15 protein-coding genes are annotated in these 15726 nt (G+C 69.1%); 8 read left to right on the top strand and 7 right to left on the bottom strand.

The window, feature by feature from the left end; all coding sequences use genetic code 11:
* Window positions 1–45 precede the first annotated feature (45 nt).
* On the top strand, window positions 46–1293 hold the full coding sequence (locus tag NJQ98_RS09475; RefSeq protein WP_262178031.1) for an AI-2E family transporter: 1248 nt from the start codon (window positions 46–48) through the stop codon (window positions 1291–1293).
* Here NJQ98_RS09475 and NJQ98_RS09480 read toward each other — a convergent pair.
* A complete protein-coding gene (locus NJQ98_RS09480; protein WP_262178032.1) occupies window positions 1290–1577 on the bottom strand; it encodes a PadR family transcriptional regulator in 288 nt (95 codons plus the stop codon). The genes NJQ98_RS09475 and NJQ98_RS09480 overlap by 4 nt on opposite strands.
* Window positions 1578–1787: 210 nt before the next feature.
* Here NJQ98_RS09480 and NJQ98_RS09485 point away from each other — a divergent pair, with 210 nt between their 5' ends.
* On the top strand, window positions 1788–2063 hold the full coding sequence (locus NJQ98_RS09485; protein ID WP_262178033.1) for an amphi-Trp domain-containing protein: 276 nt from the start codon (window positions 1788–1790) through the stop codon (window positions 2061–2063).
* 393 nt (window positions 2064–2456) lie between these two features.
* On the opposite strand, the gene NJQ98_RS09490 is transcribed toward NJQ98_RS09485, so the two are convergent.
* Together NJQ98_RS09490 and NJQ98_RS09495 are read right to left on the bottom strand one after the other, a co-directional pair.
* A complete protein-coding gene (locus NJQ98_RS09490) occupies window positions 2457–2744 on the bottom strand; it encodes a chorismate mutase (RefSeq protein ID WP_348533560.1) in 288 nt (95 codons plus the stop codon).
* Window positions 2741–3613, bottom strand: coding sequence for a shikimate kinase (locus NJQ98_RS09495; protein WP_262178034.1), 873 nt, complete (start codon window positions 3611–3613; stop codon window positions 2741–2743). Before NJQ98_RS09495 ends, NJQ98_RS09490 begins: the two co-directional genes overlap by 4 nt.
* A 137-nt stretch (window positions 3614–3750) precedes the next feature.
* Here NJQ98_RS09495 and NJQ98_RS09500 point away from each other — a divergent pair, with 137 nt between their 5' ends.
* Window positions 3751–4173 carry an NUDIX hydrolase gene (locus NJQ98_RS09500; protein WP_262178035.1) on the top strand — a complete coding sequence of 141 codons (423 nt, stop codon included), beginning with the start codon at window positions 3751–3753 and terminating at the stop codon, window positions 4171–4173.
* A gap of 32 nt (window positions 4174–4205) precedes the next feature.
* Here the strand turns inward: NJQ98_RS09500 and NJQ98_RS09505 are convergent, their stop codons facing one another.
* On the bottom strand, window positions 4206–5261 hold the full coding sequence (locus tag NJQ98_RS09505; protein WP_262178036.1) for a GNAT family N-acetyltransferase: 1056 nt from the start codon (window positions 5259–5261) through the stop codon (window positions 4206–4208).
* A 94-nt stretch (window positions 5262–5355) separates the two neighbouring features.
* Between NJQ98_RS09505 and NJQ98_RS09510 the strand changes: the two genes are divergently transcribed.
* Together NJQ98_RS09510 and NJQ98_RS09515 are read left to right on the top strand one after the other, a co-directional pair.
* Window positions 5356–6366, top strand: coding sequence for a Gfo/Idh/MocA family protein (locus NJQ98_RS09510; protein ID WP_262178037.1), 1011 nt, complete (start codon window positions 5356–5358; stop codon window positions 6364–6366).
* A complete protein-coding gene (locus NJQ98_RS09515; protein WP_262178038.1) occupies window positions 6363–7274 on the top strand; it encodes an NAD-dependent epimerase/dehydratase family protein in 912 nt (303 codons plus the stop codon). The genes NJQ98_RS09510 and NJQ98_RS09515 overlap by 4 nt, the downstream gene beginning before the upstream one ends.
* 189 nt (window positions 7275–7463) lie before the next feature.
* Here the strand turns inward: NJQ98_RS09515 and NJQ98_RS09520 are convergent, their stop codons facing one another.
* Window positions 7464–8852, bottom strand: coding sequence for a PQQ-dependent sugar dehydrogenase (locus tag NJQ98_RS09520; RefSeq protein WP_262178039.1), 1389 nt, complete (start codon window positions 8850–8852; stop codon window positions 7464–7466).
* A 261-nt stretch (window positions 8853–9113) separates the two neighbouring features.
* Between NJQ98_RS09520 and NJQ98_RS09525 the strand changes: the two genes are divergently transcribed.
* From NJQ98_RS09525 to NJQ98_RS09535, 3 genes are read left to right on the top strand one after another with little or no spacing between them, the layout of a single operon-like run.
* Window positions 9114–10940 (top strand): LamG domain-containing protein, encoded by a 1827-nt coding sequence (locus NJQ98_RS09525; RefSeq protein ID WP_262178040.1) that lies wholly within the window; start codon window positions 9114–9116, stop codon window positions 10938–10940.
* Complete coding sequence (locus tag NJQ98_RS09530) at window positions 10937–12262, top strand: hypothetical protein (protein WP_262178041.1); 1326 nt, start codon at window positions 10937–10939, stop codon at window positions 12260–12262. The genes NJQ98_RS09525 and NJQ98_RS09530 overlap by 4 nt, the downstream gene beginning before the upstream one ends.
* A 54-nt stretch (window positions 12263–12316) precedes the next feature.
* Window positions 12317–13432 (top strand): glucosamine inositolphosphorylceramide transferase family protein, encoded by a 1116-nt coding sequence (locus NJQ98_RS09535; protein WP_262178042.1) that lies wholly within the window; start codon window positions 12317–12319, stop codon window positions 13430–13432.
* On the opposite strand, the gene NJQ98_RS09540 is transcribed toward NJQ98_RS09535, so the two are convergent.
* Window positions 13429–14439 (bottom strand): glycosyltransferase, encoded by a 1011-nt coding sequence (locus tag NJQ98_RS09540; protein WP_262178043.1) that lies wholly within the window; start codon window positions 14437–14439, stop codon window positions 13429–13431. The two genes, NJQ98_RS09535 and NJQ98_RS09540, sit on opposite strands and share 4 nt — an antisense overlap.
* 42 nt (window positions 14440–14481) lie before the next feature.
* A complete protein-coding gene (locus NJQ98_RS09545; RefSeq protein ID WP_262178044.1) occupies window positions 14482–15651 on the bottom strand; it encodes a hypothetical protein in 1170 nt (389 codons plus the stop codon).
* Window positions 15652–15726 lie beyond the last annotated feature (75 nt).

Below are 15726 nucleotides of genomic sequence, written 5' to 3' on the forward strand. Positions count from 1 at the left end.
CGGCCGACAGGGTATCTTTTTCTTTCCCCAGTCGAACCCCGTAACATGGCTGAGTACGACGTGGATATCGACTGGCCACGTGCGTTCTGGATTGGCTTTGGCGTCGTGCTGGCTGCCGTGATGCTGTTCGTTACGTACTCGTTCATCGGCACGTTCGTCTTCGGCGTCTTCATCTACTACGCGACGCGGCCGCTGTACCGCCGGGTCCAGCGCCGGGTGAGACAGCGGACGGTGTCGGCGCTGCTCTCGCTGTTCCTGCTCGCGCTCCCGGTGCTCGCACTGCTGTACTACACCATCGCCATCGCCGTCCAGGAGTTCACCCGGTTCGCCCAGACGACGGACGTCGGGCCCTACGCCGACGCCGTCGAGCCGTATATCAACGTCTCCGAGGTCGTCCAGAACCCCCAGGCCCTCCTCTCGGACGCCGCCGGCCCCGGAACGATCGTCGACACGCTGGGGCAGTTCGTCGGCTACCTCGGCGTCGTCGGCACGGGGCTGGTCCACGCGTTCGTGATGTTCGCGCTCGCGTTCTACCTGCTCCGGGACGGCCCGCGGCTCGCCGAGTGGGGCAAGCGGTTTCTCGACCGCCGCGGGGTGCTCGACCGGTACTTCCACGAGGTCGACCGGAGCTTCCACAAGGTGTTCTACGGGAACATCCTGAACGCCATCGTCACCGGCGCCATCGGGGCTATCGCGTTCAGCCTCGTCGACTTCGCCGCACCGGCCGGCTTCGCGGTGCCGTACCCGGCCCTGACGGGACTGCTCGCGGGCGCGGCGAGTCTCATCCCCATCATCGGGATGAAGATAGTCTACGTGCCGATGGCGCTGTATCTCGCCGTCGACGCGGGCCTCGACGGCGGGGAGTGGGGGTTCGTCGCGCTGTTCGTCGGCGTCGCGTTCGTCGTCGTGGACACGATACCGGACCTCGTCGTCCGGCCGTACGTCTCGGGCGGGGGCTCGCTCCCGCTGGGCCCGTTCGGGCGGCGCGAGCCGGCGCCGGAGCGCGACTCGAACCCCGGGCTCCACACGGGGACGCTGATGTTCGCCTACGTCCTGGGGCCGTTCCTCTTTGGCTGGTACGGGCTCTTTCTCGCGCCGATGATTCTGGTGCTGGTCGCTCACTTCGCCAGAACCGTCCTCCCGGTCATCGTCGAGGGGGAGGCTCCGCCCACCGGCATCGACCCGACGAACCTGGTAGGCGAGGAAGTGGGTGACCCGGAGGTGGACAACGTGACAGACACGAAGCGGAGCGACGACGCGGCGCCTACGTCGGGTACCGAGGAGCTTTCCTAGGCGTCCGCCTCGGTGTTGACGTACTGGTTCTCCCAGTCGCGGCGGGCGTCGAGTTCACGGCGGCCCCGGCGGGTCAGTGTGTAGAAGTTGGTCCGGCGGTCGCGCTGGCCCTTCTCGACGAGCCCCTTATCGACAAGGGTGTCGAGGTTGGGGTAGAGACGGCCGTGGTGAATCTCCTTCTCGTAGTACATCTCCAGCTCCTCCTTGATAGCGAGCCCGTGTGGCTCCTCGTGGCCGGAGATGACGTAGAGGAGATCGCGCTGAAAGCCGGTCAAGTCGTGCATCGTCTGCTCTCGTTCACATATCAGGGTTCGAACCATTTAAATATGTCGGATTGTCGAGCTTCGGACAGCGGTGGCTGAGCGAGACAGTCCGCAGTGCCCTCGGAGCGACAGAAGGCATATATCGACCGATTCGGCGGACCGGTCAGTTTTCGTTCACGAGATGCGCCGAACCGTCGGTGGTGTTATCTACCGGCGAAACCATTTATCGATATGACAGAAAAGACGCTGTTCGAAAGCGAACAGCTGATGGGACGGGACGCCGTCGCGGACTACCTCCGGACGCTCGCGGACTCGCTGGAGTCCGGTTCCGACGTGACGCTGCGGGCGGGCGAGCAGTCCGTGACCATGCATCCGCCGAGCGAGGTCGAGTTCGAGGTCACGGCCGAGCGCGAGGGACCGACGGACGGGGACGGCGAACTCAGCATCGAGGTCGAACTGGAGTGGCCCGAGAACGCGAGTCAGGGCGGCGGCCTCTCCATCGAGTAGTCCACGCGGCGATTCCAGGCCGCAAACTGGCTGCGGCGAACAGCCGGACGAACGGACAGCGTGCCTCTCGTCGTGAGTCCAGACGAGCCACGGATGCGGCTGCGAAGCTATTTGAGTGTTTCAGCGAAGTAAGTGGAAAGCGGCCGCCGAAAATGCGGCCGCTTGCCGCCCTGAATTGGTCCCCGCTGACGCTTCGGCCCTCCAAGCGAAGCGTCATCAGGAGAGTAGAGAGTGAGTGACTTAAAAGTACCGGCCCGCGTTCGATGTGGCACATATCTGAAACGTTTATGGCTCGTATCGAGCGACCGGAACGAGGTGAGGACGGGGGTGGTCCCAGCTCTAGCAGTAGCTCCTCGTACGGCTACTCCGCGAAACCGGGGCGGAGTCCGACCCTCAACGGCTCTCGCGCTGTTCGACCTTGTTCAGCTCGATGAGCAGGCGAAAAGTCGCCTTCACCAGGTTCGCGTCGACGTCGAACTGCTCCGCGTTCTCGCCGGCGCGGTCCATCACGGCCTGTTCCTGTGACTCGTCGGTCGTCGGCAACCCCTGCTCCGCCTTGACCTGCGCGATGGTGTCGGCCACGTAGGTCCGCTGGGCTATCTTCTCGACGATTTCGCGGTCGATAGTGCGTATCTCTTCTCGCAGTTCGTCCAGTGACATCTCCTCGGGGTTCGAGCTCATACTGTCTGTGTTCCCTCAGTTTGCGTGGTCGTCAACAAGGTTCTACCGGGCCGATCGTCCCAGTACTCCCTGACCTGTTCGAGCGCCTCGCGCTCGCCGACGGCGGTGAACGACGGGCCGGTGCCCGAGAGCGAGACGCCCTCGACCTGTGCGATGCCCTCGACGATGGGCTCGCTGTCGAACCCAAGCGCCGCACAGAAGGCCAGCCCGTTGACCGTCATCGCCCGCCGGTAGTCCCCGTCGAGCGCGAGCTCCTCGACCAGCCGGGCCATCGGAGCTATCTGCCGGCAGCGCTCGACGTCCGCGTCCGCCGAGAATGACTGCTCGGGCGGCGTCCAGACCAGCACGTCCCAGTCGACGGCCTCGCGGGCGAGCAGGTCGTCGGCGTCGTTGTCCGTGACGGTGACGCCGCCCAGCATCGACGCCGAGGCGTCGTCGAAGGCACCGGTTATCGTGACGCCCACGTCGCGGGCGGCCATCACGCCCAGCCGCGCCATGTCCTCGCGGGTCATCCGGTCGATGGCGTCGAGGGCGTCGAGCGTCGCCATCACGGTGGCGTTGGCCGCCGCGCTCGAACTCTTGAGCCCGGAGGCCATCGGCACCTCGCTCTCGGTGCGAACCGTCCCGCCCGACACCGCCGGCATCCCCACCGCGCCGCCGTGGGCGTCGATGACGTACTCGACGCAGCGCTCGACCAGCCGCGTGTCCGCGTCGGGCGCGTCAGCGACCTCGCCGGTCACGTCCTCCCGGTCCGTGAACAGCGTCACGGTCGCGGTGGTGTACTCGTCGATGGCGAACGCCGCCCCCCGCCCCGTCGCCAGCGCGTTCAGGACCGTCCCGGCAGCCGGCGCTCGTGCTGTACCTTCCATCGCTCCACTCTCCCGGCCGCCGGTATTTACTATCTGCGAAAGCGGATACGGGCGAGCCGGCCTGCCGCCGCTTGCGTACGACCAACAAACCGGACGGTCATCGGTACACTCACGTCGCCGTCTGGTAACCGTCTGGTATGAGCGAGCCGTTTCTGGAAGCGACGATAAGCATACGCGGCGTCATCCGCCGCCCCGACGGCGCGGTCCTGCTGGTGCGGGAGGCGGACACCGGCAACTGGGAGCTGCCGGGCGGGCGCATCCGGCCCGACGAGGAGGTGCGGAACTGCCTCCGACGGGAGATTCGGGAGGAGACCGGGCTCTCCGTGCGCGTCCACCTGCCGGTCAAGACCTACTCGTGGCAGAACGGGTCCGGGGAGGGTCGGTTCGCGGTCTACTACCGCTGTACGGCCGACGACGATGGCGTGACACTGAGCTCCGAACACACCGAGGCGACGTGGGCCGACGACGAGACCGCCTCGGCGCGGCTGAGCGAACCTCAGTGGGCGGCGGTCGAGCTATCGGAGTCGCCCCGGAACGGCGACTGCAACGGGGGCCACTGAGGCCCACCCCGACGGCGTAGTCGGCGCTGAGTTCAGCTGGGACGGGAGCGTCGCGGGCCGAAGAGCCGGCCGACGACCCGCTCGCTGCCCAGCAGATACAGCAGCCGCCCGAGACGGGAGCCGATTCGCTCCCACCGGAGCGTGGGGCGGGCGCGACCCCCGAACTCGGTTTTGAACGCGAACGTGCCGTCCGCGAAGTCGGGCGTCGTCTCGCCGAAGTCACAGGTGCCGTAGCCGGCGTCGATACCCCACCGGATGGCGCTGCGGTAGAGGACCTCGGAGGGGAACTGCGAGAAATTGTCGGTGTCGTAGGCCGGCAGGAGGAGGACGAGGCGGTCCCGTTCGTCGTCCAGCACGGCCAGCAGTTCGCCCGCCGGCTCGCCGTCGACCGTCGCGCGGAACAGCTTCAACCGGTCCCCGAGATGTCGGAACAGCGCCCGGAGCAGCGGCGCCGACGCGCCGTCGCCGTCGAGCCGTGCCACGTGTTCGGCGTGGTTGGCCGCGAACGTCTCGATGGCATCGGCCGTCACCGGCACGTCGGTCGCGGTGACGCCGCGCTCGTCCGCCTTCCGGAGGTTCCTGCGCTTTTTCTGCGAGAGGTCGGCGGCGACGGCGTCCCACGGCCGGTCGGTCGCCACGACGAACCGGCAATCCCGAACGGACGGGTAGTACCCCCGCTCCCGGAGGCGTGCGGCGTATCGGACCGAGCGGTCGCCGGCCGGCCGCAGCACGTGGCCGATGGTCCGGCCGCCGGTCAGCGACGCCAGTTCACCGACCATCGCCTCGAAGACGGCGGCCTCGTCGGTGGCGACCATCGCGCCGTTGGTGCCTGGTTTGGCCGGCCCGAGAAACCGGAACGGCGTACCGGGCAGCGGGCGGAGGAACGCCGGGTGGACGCCGACGAGCGTCCCGCCCTTGCGGACCTGGACGTGCCGGCCGTCGGCGCCCGTCGCGTCCTCGTAGGCCCGGAGCCACTCGTAGCGCTCGAAGACGCTGCCGGTGGCGGACTGCTGGGCGACGATAGCGTTCCACTCGCCCTGTTTGACCTCGGTGATAGAGCGGTGGACCGAGGTCGTGACGTCTGTCATCGTCCCGGTGTTCAGCGGGGGGCGACCTAACTGTGCGTATTGTGGCAGCCTCGGCTCAGGTGGCTTTATCTCCCTGAAAGGTGAGGGGTGGGGTATGACCGAACTGGCCGTCGGCGTCGTCGGCGCCGGCTGGATGGCGACCGACTACCACATACCGGCCTTTACCAGCCACCCGCGGACGCGCGCGGTCGCCGTCGCCGAGCGGGACGACGACCGCCGGGGGGCCGTCGAGCGCGAGCTGTCGCTCCCCGGTTACGCAGACGTCGCCGCGATGCTTTCGGCCCACGACCTCGATGTCGTCAGCATCTGCACGCCGCCGAGCACGCACGAGGAGATATTTCTGGCCGCCGTGGAGGCGGGCTGTCACGTCCTTTGTGAGAAACCGCTGGCGCTGACGGCCGAGAGCGCCCGGCGGATGGCGGACGCCGCCGAGGAGCGCGGCGTCGTCACGCAGGTGGGCTATCTCCACCGGTACTACCGGAACTACGAGCGCGCGATGGAGCTGCTCGCGAACGACCTCCTCGGCGACATCGTCGAGGTGACTGTCGCCCACCACTCGGCGCCGCCGTCCGTCGGGTGGTATTACAACCCGGCGCTGTCGGGCGGTGGCGTCGCCCGCGACCTGTTCCCTCACACGCTCGACGTCCTCTTCGAACTGTTCGACGACGCCCCCGAGGTGACCGACGCGAGCGTCCGGTATCTCCGGGACCGACCGGTCGAGGACGCCGCCCGCGCCTCGCTCGACTTCGACGGCGTCCCGGTCGACATCTCGACGACGTGGACACAGAGCGAGGGCGTCAGTCGCGTCCTCGTGGTCGGCACCGAGGGGTGGCTGGAGTTCGATTCGATGGAGCTTGAGGGGGATGTCCACGGCCGACCGTTCGAGTTCCGGCAGGGCGAGTCCTCGCTGGTCGATATCGGCGTCGCCACGCTCTTTCCGGCCAGCGACGAGGACGCCCACACCGCACGCATCCACGACTTCGCCGACCACGCGGCCGACGGCGACACGGCGACGGTCGCGCCGGCGCGTCGCGGCGTGGCCGTCGCTGAGGTCATCGATACGGTGTACGACCGCTGTGGCGTCGACTGGGAGGGCGAGCGATGACGGTCCTCGTCACCGGCGCGACCGGCTTCATCGGGCTGAACCTGCTCCACTCGCTGGACCGGGACGCCGTGGCGATGGTGCGGCCGGCGTCGTCGACGCGGCGGCTGCCCGAGGGCGTCGACACCGTCGAGGCCGACCTCTCGGACCCGGCGTCGCTGTCGTCGGCGCTGGAGGGCGTCGACAGCGTCGTCCACCTCGCCGCGGCCGTCTACGACACTGCGCGGATGTCCGACACGAACGTCGCGGGGACCGAACGGCTCGTCGATGCGGCGGCCGACGCCGGCGTCGAGCGGTTCGTGTTCGCGAGCACCATCGGCGCACACCCGGAGGTGCCCGCGGCCGGCGACTCCGCCTACCAGCAGTCGAAGGTCGCCTCCGAGGAGCTCCTCTTCGGCCGTGACCACCCCTTCGAGGTGGCGGCCATCTACCCGACCTACATCTTCGGCCCGCGCGACTACCGGCTGACGCGCTACGAACACGTCCGCCCGATAGCGACGAACCGGCTGCTGGTCCCGCCGCTGTACACCGTCGACGAGTACAACATCGTCCACGTCGCTGACGTGGTCGGCGCCATCGACCACGTGCTGGACGGCGCGGCCGGCCGCCACCTGGTCACCGGCCCGAACCTCTCGAACAAGCAGGTCCTGGGTGCGCTGGCCCGGTACACGCCGGGCAAGTGCACCGTGGTCAACGTCCCCTACGGCGCGATTCGGTGGGGCGTCAAGCCGGCGATGGACCTGCTGTACCGGGTCGGCGTCTCGCCCGTGCCCGGCGAGGGGTTCGTCAAACGCGGCGACTACGGCACCGTCCGCGAGGGACTGACCGAACAAGCGCCGGTCCCGCAGCGACCCTGGGAGGCGGCGGTCCGGGACACAGTCGAGTGGTACGACTCGGTGGGTCTGCTGTAGCATGCGCGGACGTGACCCCGGGGAACGCTTGCGCCGCCGCTTCGCCGGAATCTAAACCTCGCGCTGGCGAGCTCGCTCGGGCGGCTCACCACGGTCCGGTTCCCCGTCCGGGACGTGGGCTGGACTGTGCTGGCCGCCCCGCCGCTGCGCGTGAAAGTCATCGAGAACGTCCGCGAGCTCCGGGGGTAGTCAGGCGGTGAGCCGGTAGACGACGCCCTCGTCCCGGCTGAGCGGGTCCGACGCGAGCGGGGCCCGGGTCCCCAGCACGTAGCTGTCCGAGCCGTCCTGTCCCAGCGAGAGCACCTGTATGTCCAGCCCGCCCTCGACCTGTAGCTCCCGGACCGGCCACGTGCCCGACTCCTGTGGCGTCGCCGCCAGCAGTCGGCCCGAGGCCGCTGTGAACGAACTGGTGAAGACGCCACAGAGGTACTCGTCTCCGAGCGCGTCGACGCCGCCGGTGTGGACGTGGCCGCCGATGACCGCGAAGCCGACGGCGTCGCCCTCCTCGTCGAAGTGCGGGAACTCCAGGACGGGGTCGACCAGCGGCTCGCCCCGGTCCGACTCGACCAGACATTGCTCCTCGGAGCTGGTCCCCAGTTGCGGGTCGTGGCAGTGGGTGCCCTCCTTCAGCGGCCAGCCGTAGTTGGTGCCGGCCTCGACGACGTTGACCTCCTCCCACGTGGCCTGGCCCACGTCGCCGGCGATGAGGCGGTCGCCGCTGAAGGCCATCTTCCACGGGTTCCGAAGCCCCCAGGCGTACAGTTCGTCACGACCGTCCTCCCCCACCAGCGGGTTGTCTTCGGGAACGGCGTAGGGCAGGTCGCCGGTCCGGCCGTCGACGTCGATTCTGAAGATGCCGCCCTTGAGCGTGTCGAGGTCCTGGGCGTTGTAGGGGTTCAGCCCGTCGCCGAGCGCGCCGTAGAGATAGCCGTCGGGGCCGAACTCCACCGTGCCGGCCTGGTGGATGGGGCGCTCCCACGGCAGTTCGAACAGCACCCGCTCGCTGTCGGGGTCGGCCCGCGTCCCGTCCGCGGAGACGCTGAACTCCGAGAGCCGCTCGACGTGGTCCAGCGCCGAATCGTCGCTGGGGGCGCTGTAGCGGACGTAGAACAGGTCGTTATCCGCGAACTCGGGGTGGAACGCGAGCCCGAGCAGCCCGCGCTCGTCGTAGGCAATCCAGTTCGGCAGCCCCTCGCCGAGCGCGACTAGTCGGTCGGAGAGGTCCAGAAACGGCGTCGACTGGAGCCCCTCGGCGTCGTGGACGTACACCTGCCCGGCCTGGTCGAGGATGAACCGCCGGTCGGCGTCCTCTTCGGCGGTGACGAGGGCACTCGGGGAGGTCAGTCCCGTCGCCACTTCCTCCAGCCGGACCGTCGGCCCCTGGTCGAAGTACGTCCTCGAGACGCCGTCCGGGCCGCCGCTTCTCGGCGTTTTGGTGCCGGTGTTCGAGGGGGTCCCGTCGGCGGCGTCCCGTTCGTCCGTCGAGCAACCGGCGAGCAGCCCGGCCGCCCCCACGGTACCGAGCGTTCCCAGCAGCGACCGGCGTGAGACCGCACGGTCAGATGAAGAATCGTTCATACGCATCCGATGCAGTATGAGTATTTAATCCTTGATGAGCAGTATGTGAGCGAACGTCTACTGAGTGGTGGCTAGTTCGCCGGCAGTCGAATCCTCCCTGACGCGGTGCAGGGCGTCCTCGACGCCGCCGACCGGTCGTCTAGGCCGGACCGGGGGCTGACGCCATCACGCTTCGCGCTGTCGAATCCGAGGGGAATACGGTCAATAATTCGACAATCGCAGTAGAAAATGGTATATTTGCTGGTAACCTACTGACTTAAAATGGAAACAGACCCGCCACCAACCGATATCGACGGCACGATGTCCCGACGGACGATGCTGAAACTCGCCGGCATCGCCGCCGCAACGACCGGGACGGCCGGCTGTCTCTGGCAGTCGGACTCGTCGGCGGACCGGCTCGGCTACGGCGGCGTCCCGTGGCGACTCGACGGCGGGGTGCCGGCGGCGTTGCTCGCCACGAACGCGCTCTCGCTCGTCGGCCCCACCGGCGGGCTGGTCGGCCACTGGCCCCTCGACGGGAGCGGCGACACCGCCGCCGACGTGGCCGGCGGCAACGACGGCGCCGTCCGCGGGACCCCTGAACAGGGGGTGGCGGGCGTCTACGATACGACTGGGTACGCGTTCGGCAGCGGTGCCGACGACTTCGTCGAGGTCGCGGACGCGGGGGCGTTGACGCCGACGGCGGCGCTGTCCTTCGGCGGATGGTTCCGGACAACGAGCGGCGCGAACGAGCAGACGGTGCTCCAGAAGGCCGACGCCCGCTACGGCGAGACGGGCTACGCCGTCGACGTGCAGACGCCCAACAGCCTCCGGGCCCACGTCGGCGTCGAGAGCGGACGGGCGTCGGCCAACGCCTTCGGCCTCGACACGCACGACGGCGAGTGGCACCACGTCTGCTGTACGTGGGTCGGGTCGCGGCTGGTCATGTATCTCGACGGCGAGGAGGTCGACCGCGACAGCTCGCAGTCGGGCGATGTCGTCCACAGCGACAGACCGCTGTACATCGGTTACGGCGACAACGGCTACACCAGCTACTACGCGATGGACGGCGCCATCGACGACGTGCGGGTCTACGACCGCGCGCTCGATAGCGGCGACGTCGCGGACCTCTACGGGGGCGTCGAGACTACCACACCGACGCCGACCGGGACCGCTACGCCCACGCCGACACCGACCGAGACGGCCACACCGACGCCAACTCCCACACCGACCCAGACCGCTACACCCACGCCCACGCCAACGGCAACACCTACGCCGACACCGACTCCAACACCCACGCCGACACCGACGCCAACGCCCACACCGACGGAGCCGTCGACGCGGCCCACTCCGGTGGCCCGCTGGGCGTTCGCGGAGACCGGCGGGACGACGGTGGCCGACAGCGCCGGGAGCAACGACGGCTTCGTCCGCGGTTCGCCGACACTGGACACCGCGGGGGTGTTCGACACTTCGGGCATCGCCGTCGGCCCCGAGGACTACGTCGAGATACCTGACGCGGGGGCGCTGACGCCGACGGCGGCACTGTCTTTCGGCGGGTGGTACCGAACTACGAGCGGCGCAAACGAGCAGACGGTGCTCCAGAAGGCCGACGCCCGCTACGGCGAGGCGGGCTACGCTGTCGACGTGCAGACGCCCAACAGCCTCCGGGCCCACGTCGGCGTCGAGAGCGGGCGGGCGAGCGTGAACCCGAGCGTCGCGACCCACGACGGCGAGTGGCACCACGTCTGCTGTACGTGGGACGGCGCGGCGCTGGTCATGTATCTCGACGGCGAGGAAGTCGACCGCGACGGCTCGCAGTCCGGCACCGTGGTTCCCAGCGGGCGCTCGCTGTACGTCGGCTACGGCGACAACGGCTACACCAGCTACTACCCGATGGACGGCGCCATCGACGACGTGCGCGTCTACGACGTGGCGCTGACCGCCGACCAGGTGGGCGCGCTGGTCGCGGACATCACGACCGAGGACCCGACGCCCACGCCGACGGAGACCGACACGGCGACCGCGACGCCGATTCCGAGCGCCGAGTTCGGCGAGCGCGGCTACGGGAGCTACGGCTACGGCGGCGCGACGGACGGAGACACCCAATGACAGATAATCACCAATACGAGACCCCGGCCGCTGGAACGCTGGACTGGGACGAACCGCTGAACCGCAACTTCGAACGCATCGACACGGACGTGGAGCTCAGGGACGCCGACGCCAATCGGTCGAACTACGTCGCCAAGGCCGGCGCGAAGTTCCTCGCGACCGACACCGGGAACGTCTATCTCGGCGACGGCGGGTCGTGGGTCCAGCTGGGCACCATCGGCGCGGGCGGCGGTAGCGGCGACGGGAGCGGCGTCACCGCACTGCTCCTCGACGGCCACGTCGTCGCGCTGGGCCGGAACAACTCCGCGCCCCAGTCCGTCGACCCGGCGACGACGGCGACGCCGATTCAGGACGCCCTCGACATCGTCGACGCGGCCGGCGGCGGCGAGGTTCGGCTCCCGGCCGGCGTCGTCGAGGAGACGGGCCCGATTCGCCCCTACGAGGAGACCCAGCTCCTCGGCCTCGGGGCCGATATCTCGAAGATAGCTATCACCGACCGGAGCGCCGACGGAATCCTGTTCGACCGCGAGTCGGGCGTGAGCCGGGTCAAACTGGACGGCTTCGCGCTGAACGGCCCCGCCGGCGACCAGCCGACGGGGGTGGCAATCCACCACACAAACCGCGACACCCAGGACCTCTTCGTGGGCCGGCTGGTCCTCTGGGGCTGGAACAACAGCGTCTACCGCGTCGACGAGGGCGTAGGGCCGTTCCAGTGTCGCCACGAGCAGCTCACCATCTACGAGTGCGACGCCGGCGACCAGGACGGCCTCTTCGAGTTCCGCTCGTGGTACGGCCCGGCGAACTGGTTTGGCACCATCGCCGCCTACCCCAGCGCGACCGTCAGCGGGCAGAACACGACGGTGTTCTTCTCCCGCGGCGGCACCCAGACCGTCGACTTCCTCACGATGGGCGGGTCGTCCGGCGTCGCCGTCGACCAGACGTGGGACAGCCACCTCCACTTCGGCAACGTCCACTGGGAGCCAACGACGAACCCGTCCGACCCGCCGGCTATCGTCCGCCTGCGCGGCCACGGCATCGCGGTCATCGGCTCCGTGAAACACGTCACCGGCGTCGCCGACTACGTCTACGAACTGGGCTACGACAGCTACAACGGCCGCGGACCGAACCGGAAGATACTGGGGCCCTACATCGAACTGGGCGCGGAGGCCGACATCGCGAACACGTTCGTCAACCTCGCCTACCCGGTCGACCCGGCCGAGCCGTCGCTGTACCAGGGGTCGCCCGACGACGTGACAGTCACTCACAGCGAGGAGGCGACCGGCGGCTTCCGGGCGCTCGGGACGGCGGGCACCGGGTTCTAGCGCCGCTTCCGTATCCCGTTAAGTACCCCCGGCTCACAGTGGTAGACATCCCTCATGTCCGATGACGCGTCGCGCGACGACCTGCTCGCACACGCCCGCTATCGTTACGATTCGGGGGTGAGCACGATTCGCAGTGTGCTCGCCCGTTCGACGGCCGTCGAACGGACGGCGTGGCACACGGGCGAGTGGCTCCACATGCGGACGCCGACGTCCAGGCACCCGCCAGACCCGGCGGATATGCGCGGCCGCTACGACGGCGAGGCGGTGCCGACCTACCCGGTCGAGGCCCATCGGGAGCCGTCGGTGTTCACCCCGGCGGGCGACATCAACCCCGTCCTGACCGCGGCCGACGTGACCGACTTCGGGCGCACCGACTGCGTGGCCGACCCGTTCCTGTTCGTCACCGCCGAGGGCGACTGGCACATGTTCTTCGAGATTTACACGCAGAACCGGGAGCCGACGGCCGTCATCGGACACGCCGAGAGCGCGGACGGCTACGACTGGACGTACGACCGCGTCGTCCTGGAGACGGACGAACACCTCTCCTACCCCTACGTCTTCCGGTGGGAGGGCGAGTACTACATGGTGCCCGACCGCTGGGCGAAAGCGCGGGGCCCCGCCGGCGTCACCCTCTATCGGGCCGAGTCGTTCCCCCACGAGTGGGAACCGGTCGCGGACCCGCTCCAGCCCGAGACGCCGCGGCACGACTTCAGCCCCTTCCGCTGGGGCGGTCGGTGGTGGGCGCTCATCGGCGACGGGACCGACCTCTATGCCTACTACAGCGACGACCTCGAAGCGTCCGACTGGACGCCCCACGAGGGAAACCCCGTCGTCCGGGACCGGCCCAGAGCGGCCCGACCCGGCGGCCGCCCGCTGGTGTTCGACGACCACGTGCTGGCGTTCTACCAGGACTGTGCGGGCCGCTACGGCCGGCGCGTCCACGCCTACGAGATAAGCGAACTCACGCCCGAACGCTACGAGGACGCCGAACGGGCCGAGTCGCCCGTCCTCGACCCGCCCGGCGGACTCGGGTGGAACACCGGCGCGATGCACCAGGTCGACCCGTGGTACGACGGCGACGGCTGGCACTGTGCCGTCGACGGCAACCTGGGGCTGGGGTATCAGGTTCTCGGCGAGCACCACTGGGCCATCGGTATCTACCGGGCCTAGGGGAGCGTCTGCGGGACCGGGTCGGGCGCGGTCAGCCCTTCGAGGAAGCCGATGCCGTAGTAGGCGTACTGCGCGGCGAGCATGACCGGCACGAACAGCGCCAGCGGGCTCCGGCGGTCGCGGTAGACCTGCGCGGTCGCGTAGCCGCTGACCAGCAGATACGCGAACAGGAGTAGCGGGACGTAGCGGGCCCGTCGGTTCGAGAGGTCCGAGAGCGCCGCGAGCGTCCCGCCGCCGAGGGCCAGCGAGGGCAGCGCCGAGTACCAGCGGACGACGGTCCCGTGGCGACGCTGGATGCGCGCCATCGCGTAGCCGTACGAGCGGGCCTTCCTCGTGAAGGCCCCGAAGTCGGCCGAGAGGTGATGGGAGACGGCGATGGCGGGGTCGAAGACGAACCGATAGCCGGCCTCGCTCAGGCGGAAGTGAAACTCCGCGTCCTCGCCGACGTTGATGTCGGCGTCGAAGCGGTGGTCCTCGAACACGTCCGCGTCGTAGATGACGTTGCAACACGCCACCGAGCGGACCTCCCGAACCCGGTCGATGGCGTGGGACTGGGGCGACCCGCCGGAGCCGAACACCGTCCCCTGCAGACTGCCGACCAGTTTCGCGAAGGGCGGGTCGTCGGGGAACGGCCGGTTCGGGCCGCCGACGCCGGCGACGTGGTCGTCCGCGGCCGCGATGCGGTCGACGTGTGAGCGCAGCCACGTCGCCGGCACCGCACAGTCCGAGTCGGTGAAGGCGACGTACTCGCCCTCGGCGGCGTCGATACCGCGGTTCCGGCACGCGCCGATGGTCCCGCCGTCGACGACGTGGACCGCCGCGCCGTGCTCCGCGGCGATAGCTCGGGTGTCGTCGGTGCTGCCGCCGTCGACGACGATGAGTTCGTACTCGGGATAGGTCTGGTCGGCCAGCGACGACAGGGTCTCACCGACGGTTCGTTCGGAGTTGTAGGTGACGACGACCACCGACACTAGCGGGTCGGTCGCGCCGCGTGGCTCGCTGGACACGGGGTAGCAGTCGACGGGCCGTCGAATAACGCTATCGGTGCCCTACCCCATGCCGCGGCCGGCGGTGCCCATGACCCGCAGCCCGCCAGTGGCCGACGTTCCGGTCACGTCCACCTCGGCGGGTCGGCCGAAGTAAAACGAGGGGCGGCCGCCGTCCAGTCTGCCGGCGACGTTGACGACGGCGTCCCTGACGGTGCCGCGGCCGCCCGGCGGCCCGAACCGGGCGTTGCCGGCCCCCTTCGAGAGTTCGTACACGTAGTCGACGGCCCCCGAATCGACCACCACGTCGTCGAAGCGGGTCGCGCCGTCGGGGCCGATGCGGACGAGCGACGCGGGTGTAGCTCGCTGGTCTTCCGGTTCGTAGTGGAGTCGACCGACGTGGAGCCGGCCGTTCCGCGTGTCGACGAGGCGCCCGGCCGAGCCGCCGACAGTTACGTCGTCGACGGCGAGTTCGCCGCCGCGCTGCGAGAGGAGGGCGCTGTTGGCCCCGCTTCGGTCGGCGGACGGGTAGGCGACGATGGTGCCGAAGCTGTTGGCCGGGCCGTAGGAGGAGCGCCACTCGATGAGCGCGTCCCGGTCGCCGGCGTCGCAGTCGTCCATCCGGAGGAAGTCGTGGCGACACTGGAACGGGCCCACGCCCCTGTCGACGCGGTAGACGCTGTCGTTCCACGCCCAGCAGTAGAGCCGGCCGATGTAGAAGTCCGCGGGGTCGGAGACCGGGGTCGCGCCGTTGTCGAGGAAATGTATCGCCACGCCGCTGTCGGTGTCCGGCCCCGGACCGCGGAGTTCGAAACCGTCCAGCTGGACCCGACTGGCCCGCGGCTTGCGGTCGAACCGGATACCGTCGGTGTTCGAGTCGACGATGTGTAACACGGAGGCGTTCATCCCGAACCCGTAGATGCCGGTGTTGGGGTGGGGACGGACGGGTCCCCGCTCGGTGATGCGCCCCGGCGGGAGGTAGACGCGGCCCCCGCTCCCGGCAATCGCGTCCAGCGCGTCCTGGACTGGCGTCTCGGTGTCGTCGGCCTCGATGGTCGTCTGTTCGAGGTTCTGCCCGACGGCCACGACGTGGCCGGCGGCGAGGTCCGTGACGGCCGTCGGCGTGGTTACCGTCTCGGTCGGCACGCCGTCACCACCCCAGAGCGAACAGCCGGCGGTCGTCGAGGCGAGCAACAGCGCGAGATACGAGCGGCGGGCGAGCGGTGGCGTCACCGGACCCACCTACAGAGGGGACGAGCGAGGGACACACGTTTCCGGGTACTCACCGCCGATAAAAAGCGTTATCGG

The organism is Haloarcula laminariae (assembly GCF_025457605.1).
GTDB lineage: Archaea > Halobacteriota > Halobacteria > Halobacteriales > Haloarculaceae > Haloarcula > Haloarcula laminariae.

Bases quoted from the DNA above. Each gene is read 5' to 3' on its own strand.
- NJQ98_RS09475 (WP_262178031.1), top strand. From the start codon at position 46: ATGGCTGAGTACGACGTGGATATCGACTGGCCACGTGCGTTCTGGATT.
- NJQ98_RS09480 (WP_262178032.1), bottom strand. From the start codon at position 1,577: ATGCACGACTTGACCGGCTTTCAGCGCGATCTCCTCTACGTCATCTCC.
- NJQ98_RS09485 (WP_262178033.1), top strand. From the start codon at position 1,788: ATGACAGAAAAGACGCTGTTCGAAAGCGAACAGCTGATGGGACGGGAC.
- NJQ98_RS09490 (WP_348533560.1), bottom strand. From the start codon at position 2,744: ATGAGCTCGAACCCCGAGGAGATGTCACTGGACGAACTGCGAGAAGAG.
- NJQ98_RS09495 (WP_262178034.1), bottom strand. From the start codon at position 3,613: ATGGAAGGTACAGCACGAGCGCCGGCTGCCGGGACGGTCCTGAACGCG.
- NJQ98_RS09500 (WP_262178035.1), top strand. From the start codon at position 3,751: ATGAGCGAGCCGTTTCTGGAAGCGACGATAAGCATACGCGGCGTCATC.
- NJQ98_RS09505 (WP_262178036.1), bottom strand. From the start codon at position 5,261: ATGACAGACGTCACGACCTCGGTCCACCGCTCTATCACCGAGGTCAAA.
- NJQ98_RS09510 (WP_262178037.1), top strand. From the start codon at position 5,356: ATGACCGAACTGGCCGTCGGCGTCGTCGGCGCCGGCTGGATGGCGACC.
- NJQ98_RS09515 (WP_262178038.1), top strand. From the start codon at position 6,363: ATGACGGTCCTCGTCACCGGCGCGACCGGCTTCATCGGGCTGAACCTG.
- NJQ98_RS09520 (WP_262178039.1), bottom strand. From the start codon at position 8,852: ATGAACGATTCTTCATCTGACCGTGCGGTCTCACGCCGGTCGCTGCTG.
- NJQ98_RS09525 (WP_262178040.1), top strand. From the start codon at position 9,114: ATGGAAACAGACCCGCCACCAACCGATATCGACGGCACGATGTCCCGA.
- NJQ98_RS09530 (WP_262178041.1), top strand. From the start codon at position 10,937: ATGACAGATAATCACCAATACGAGACCCCGGCCGCTGGAACGCTGGAC.
- NJQ98_RS09535 (WP_262178042.1), top strand. From the start codon at position 12,317: ATGTCCGATGACGCGTCGCGCGACGACCTGCTCGCACACGCCCGCTAT.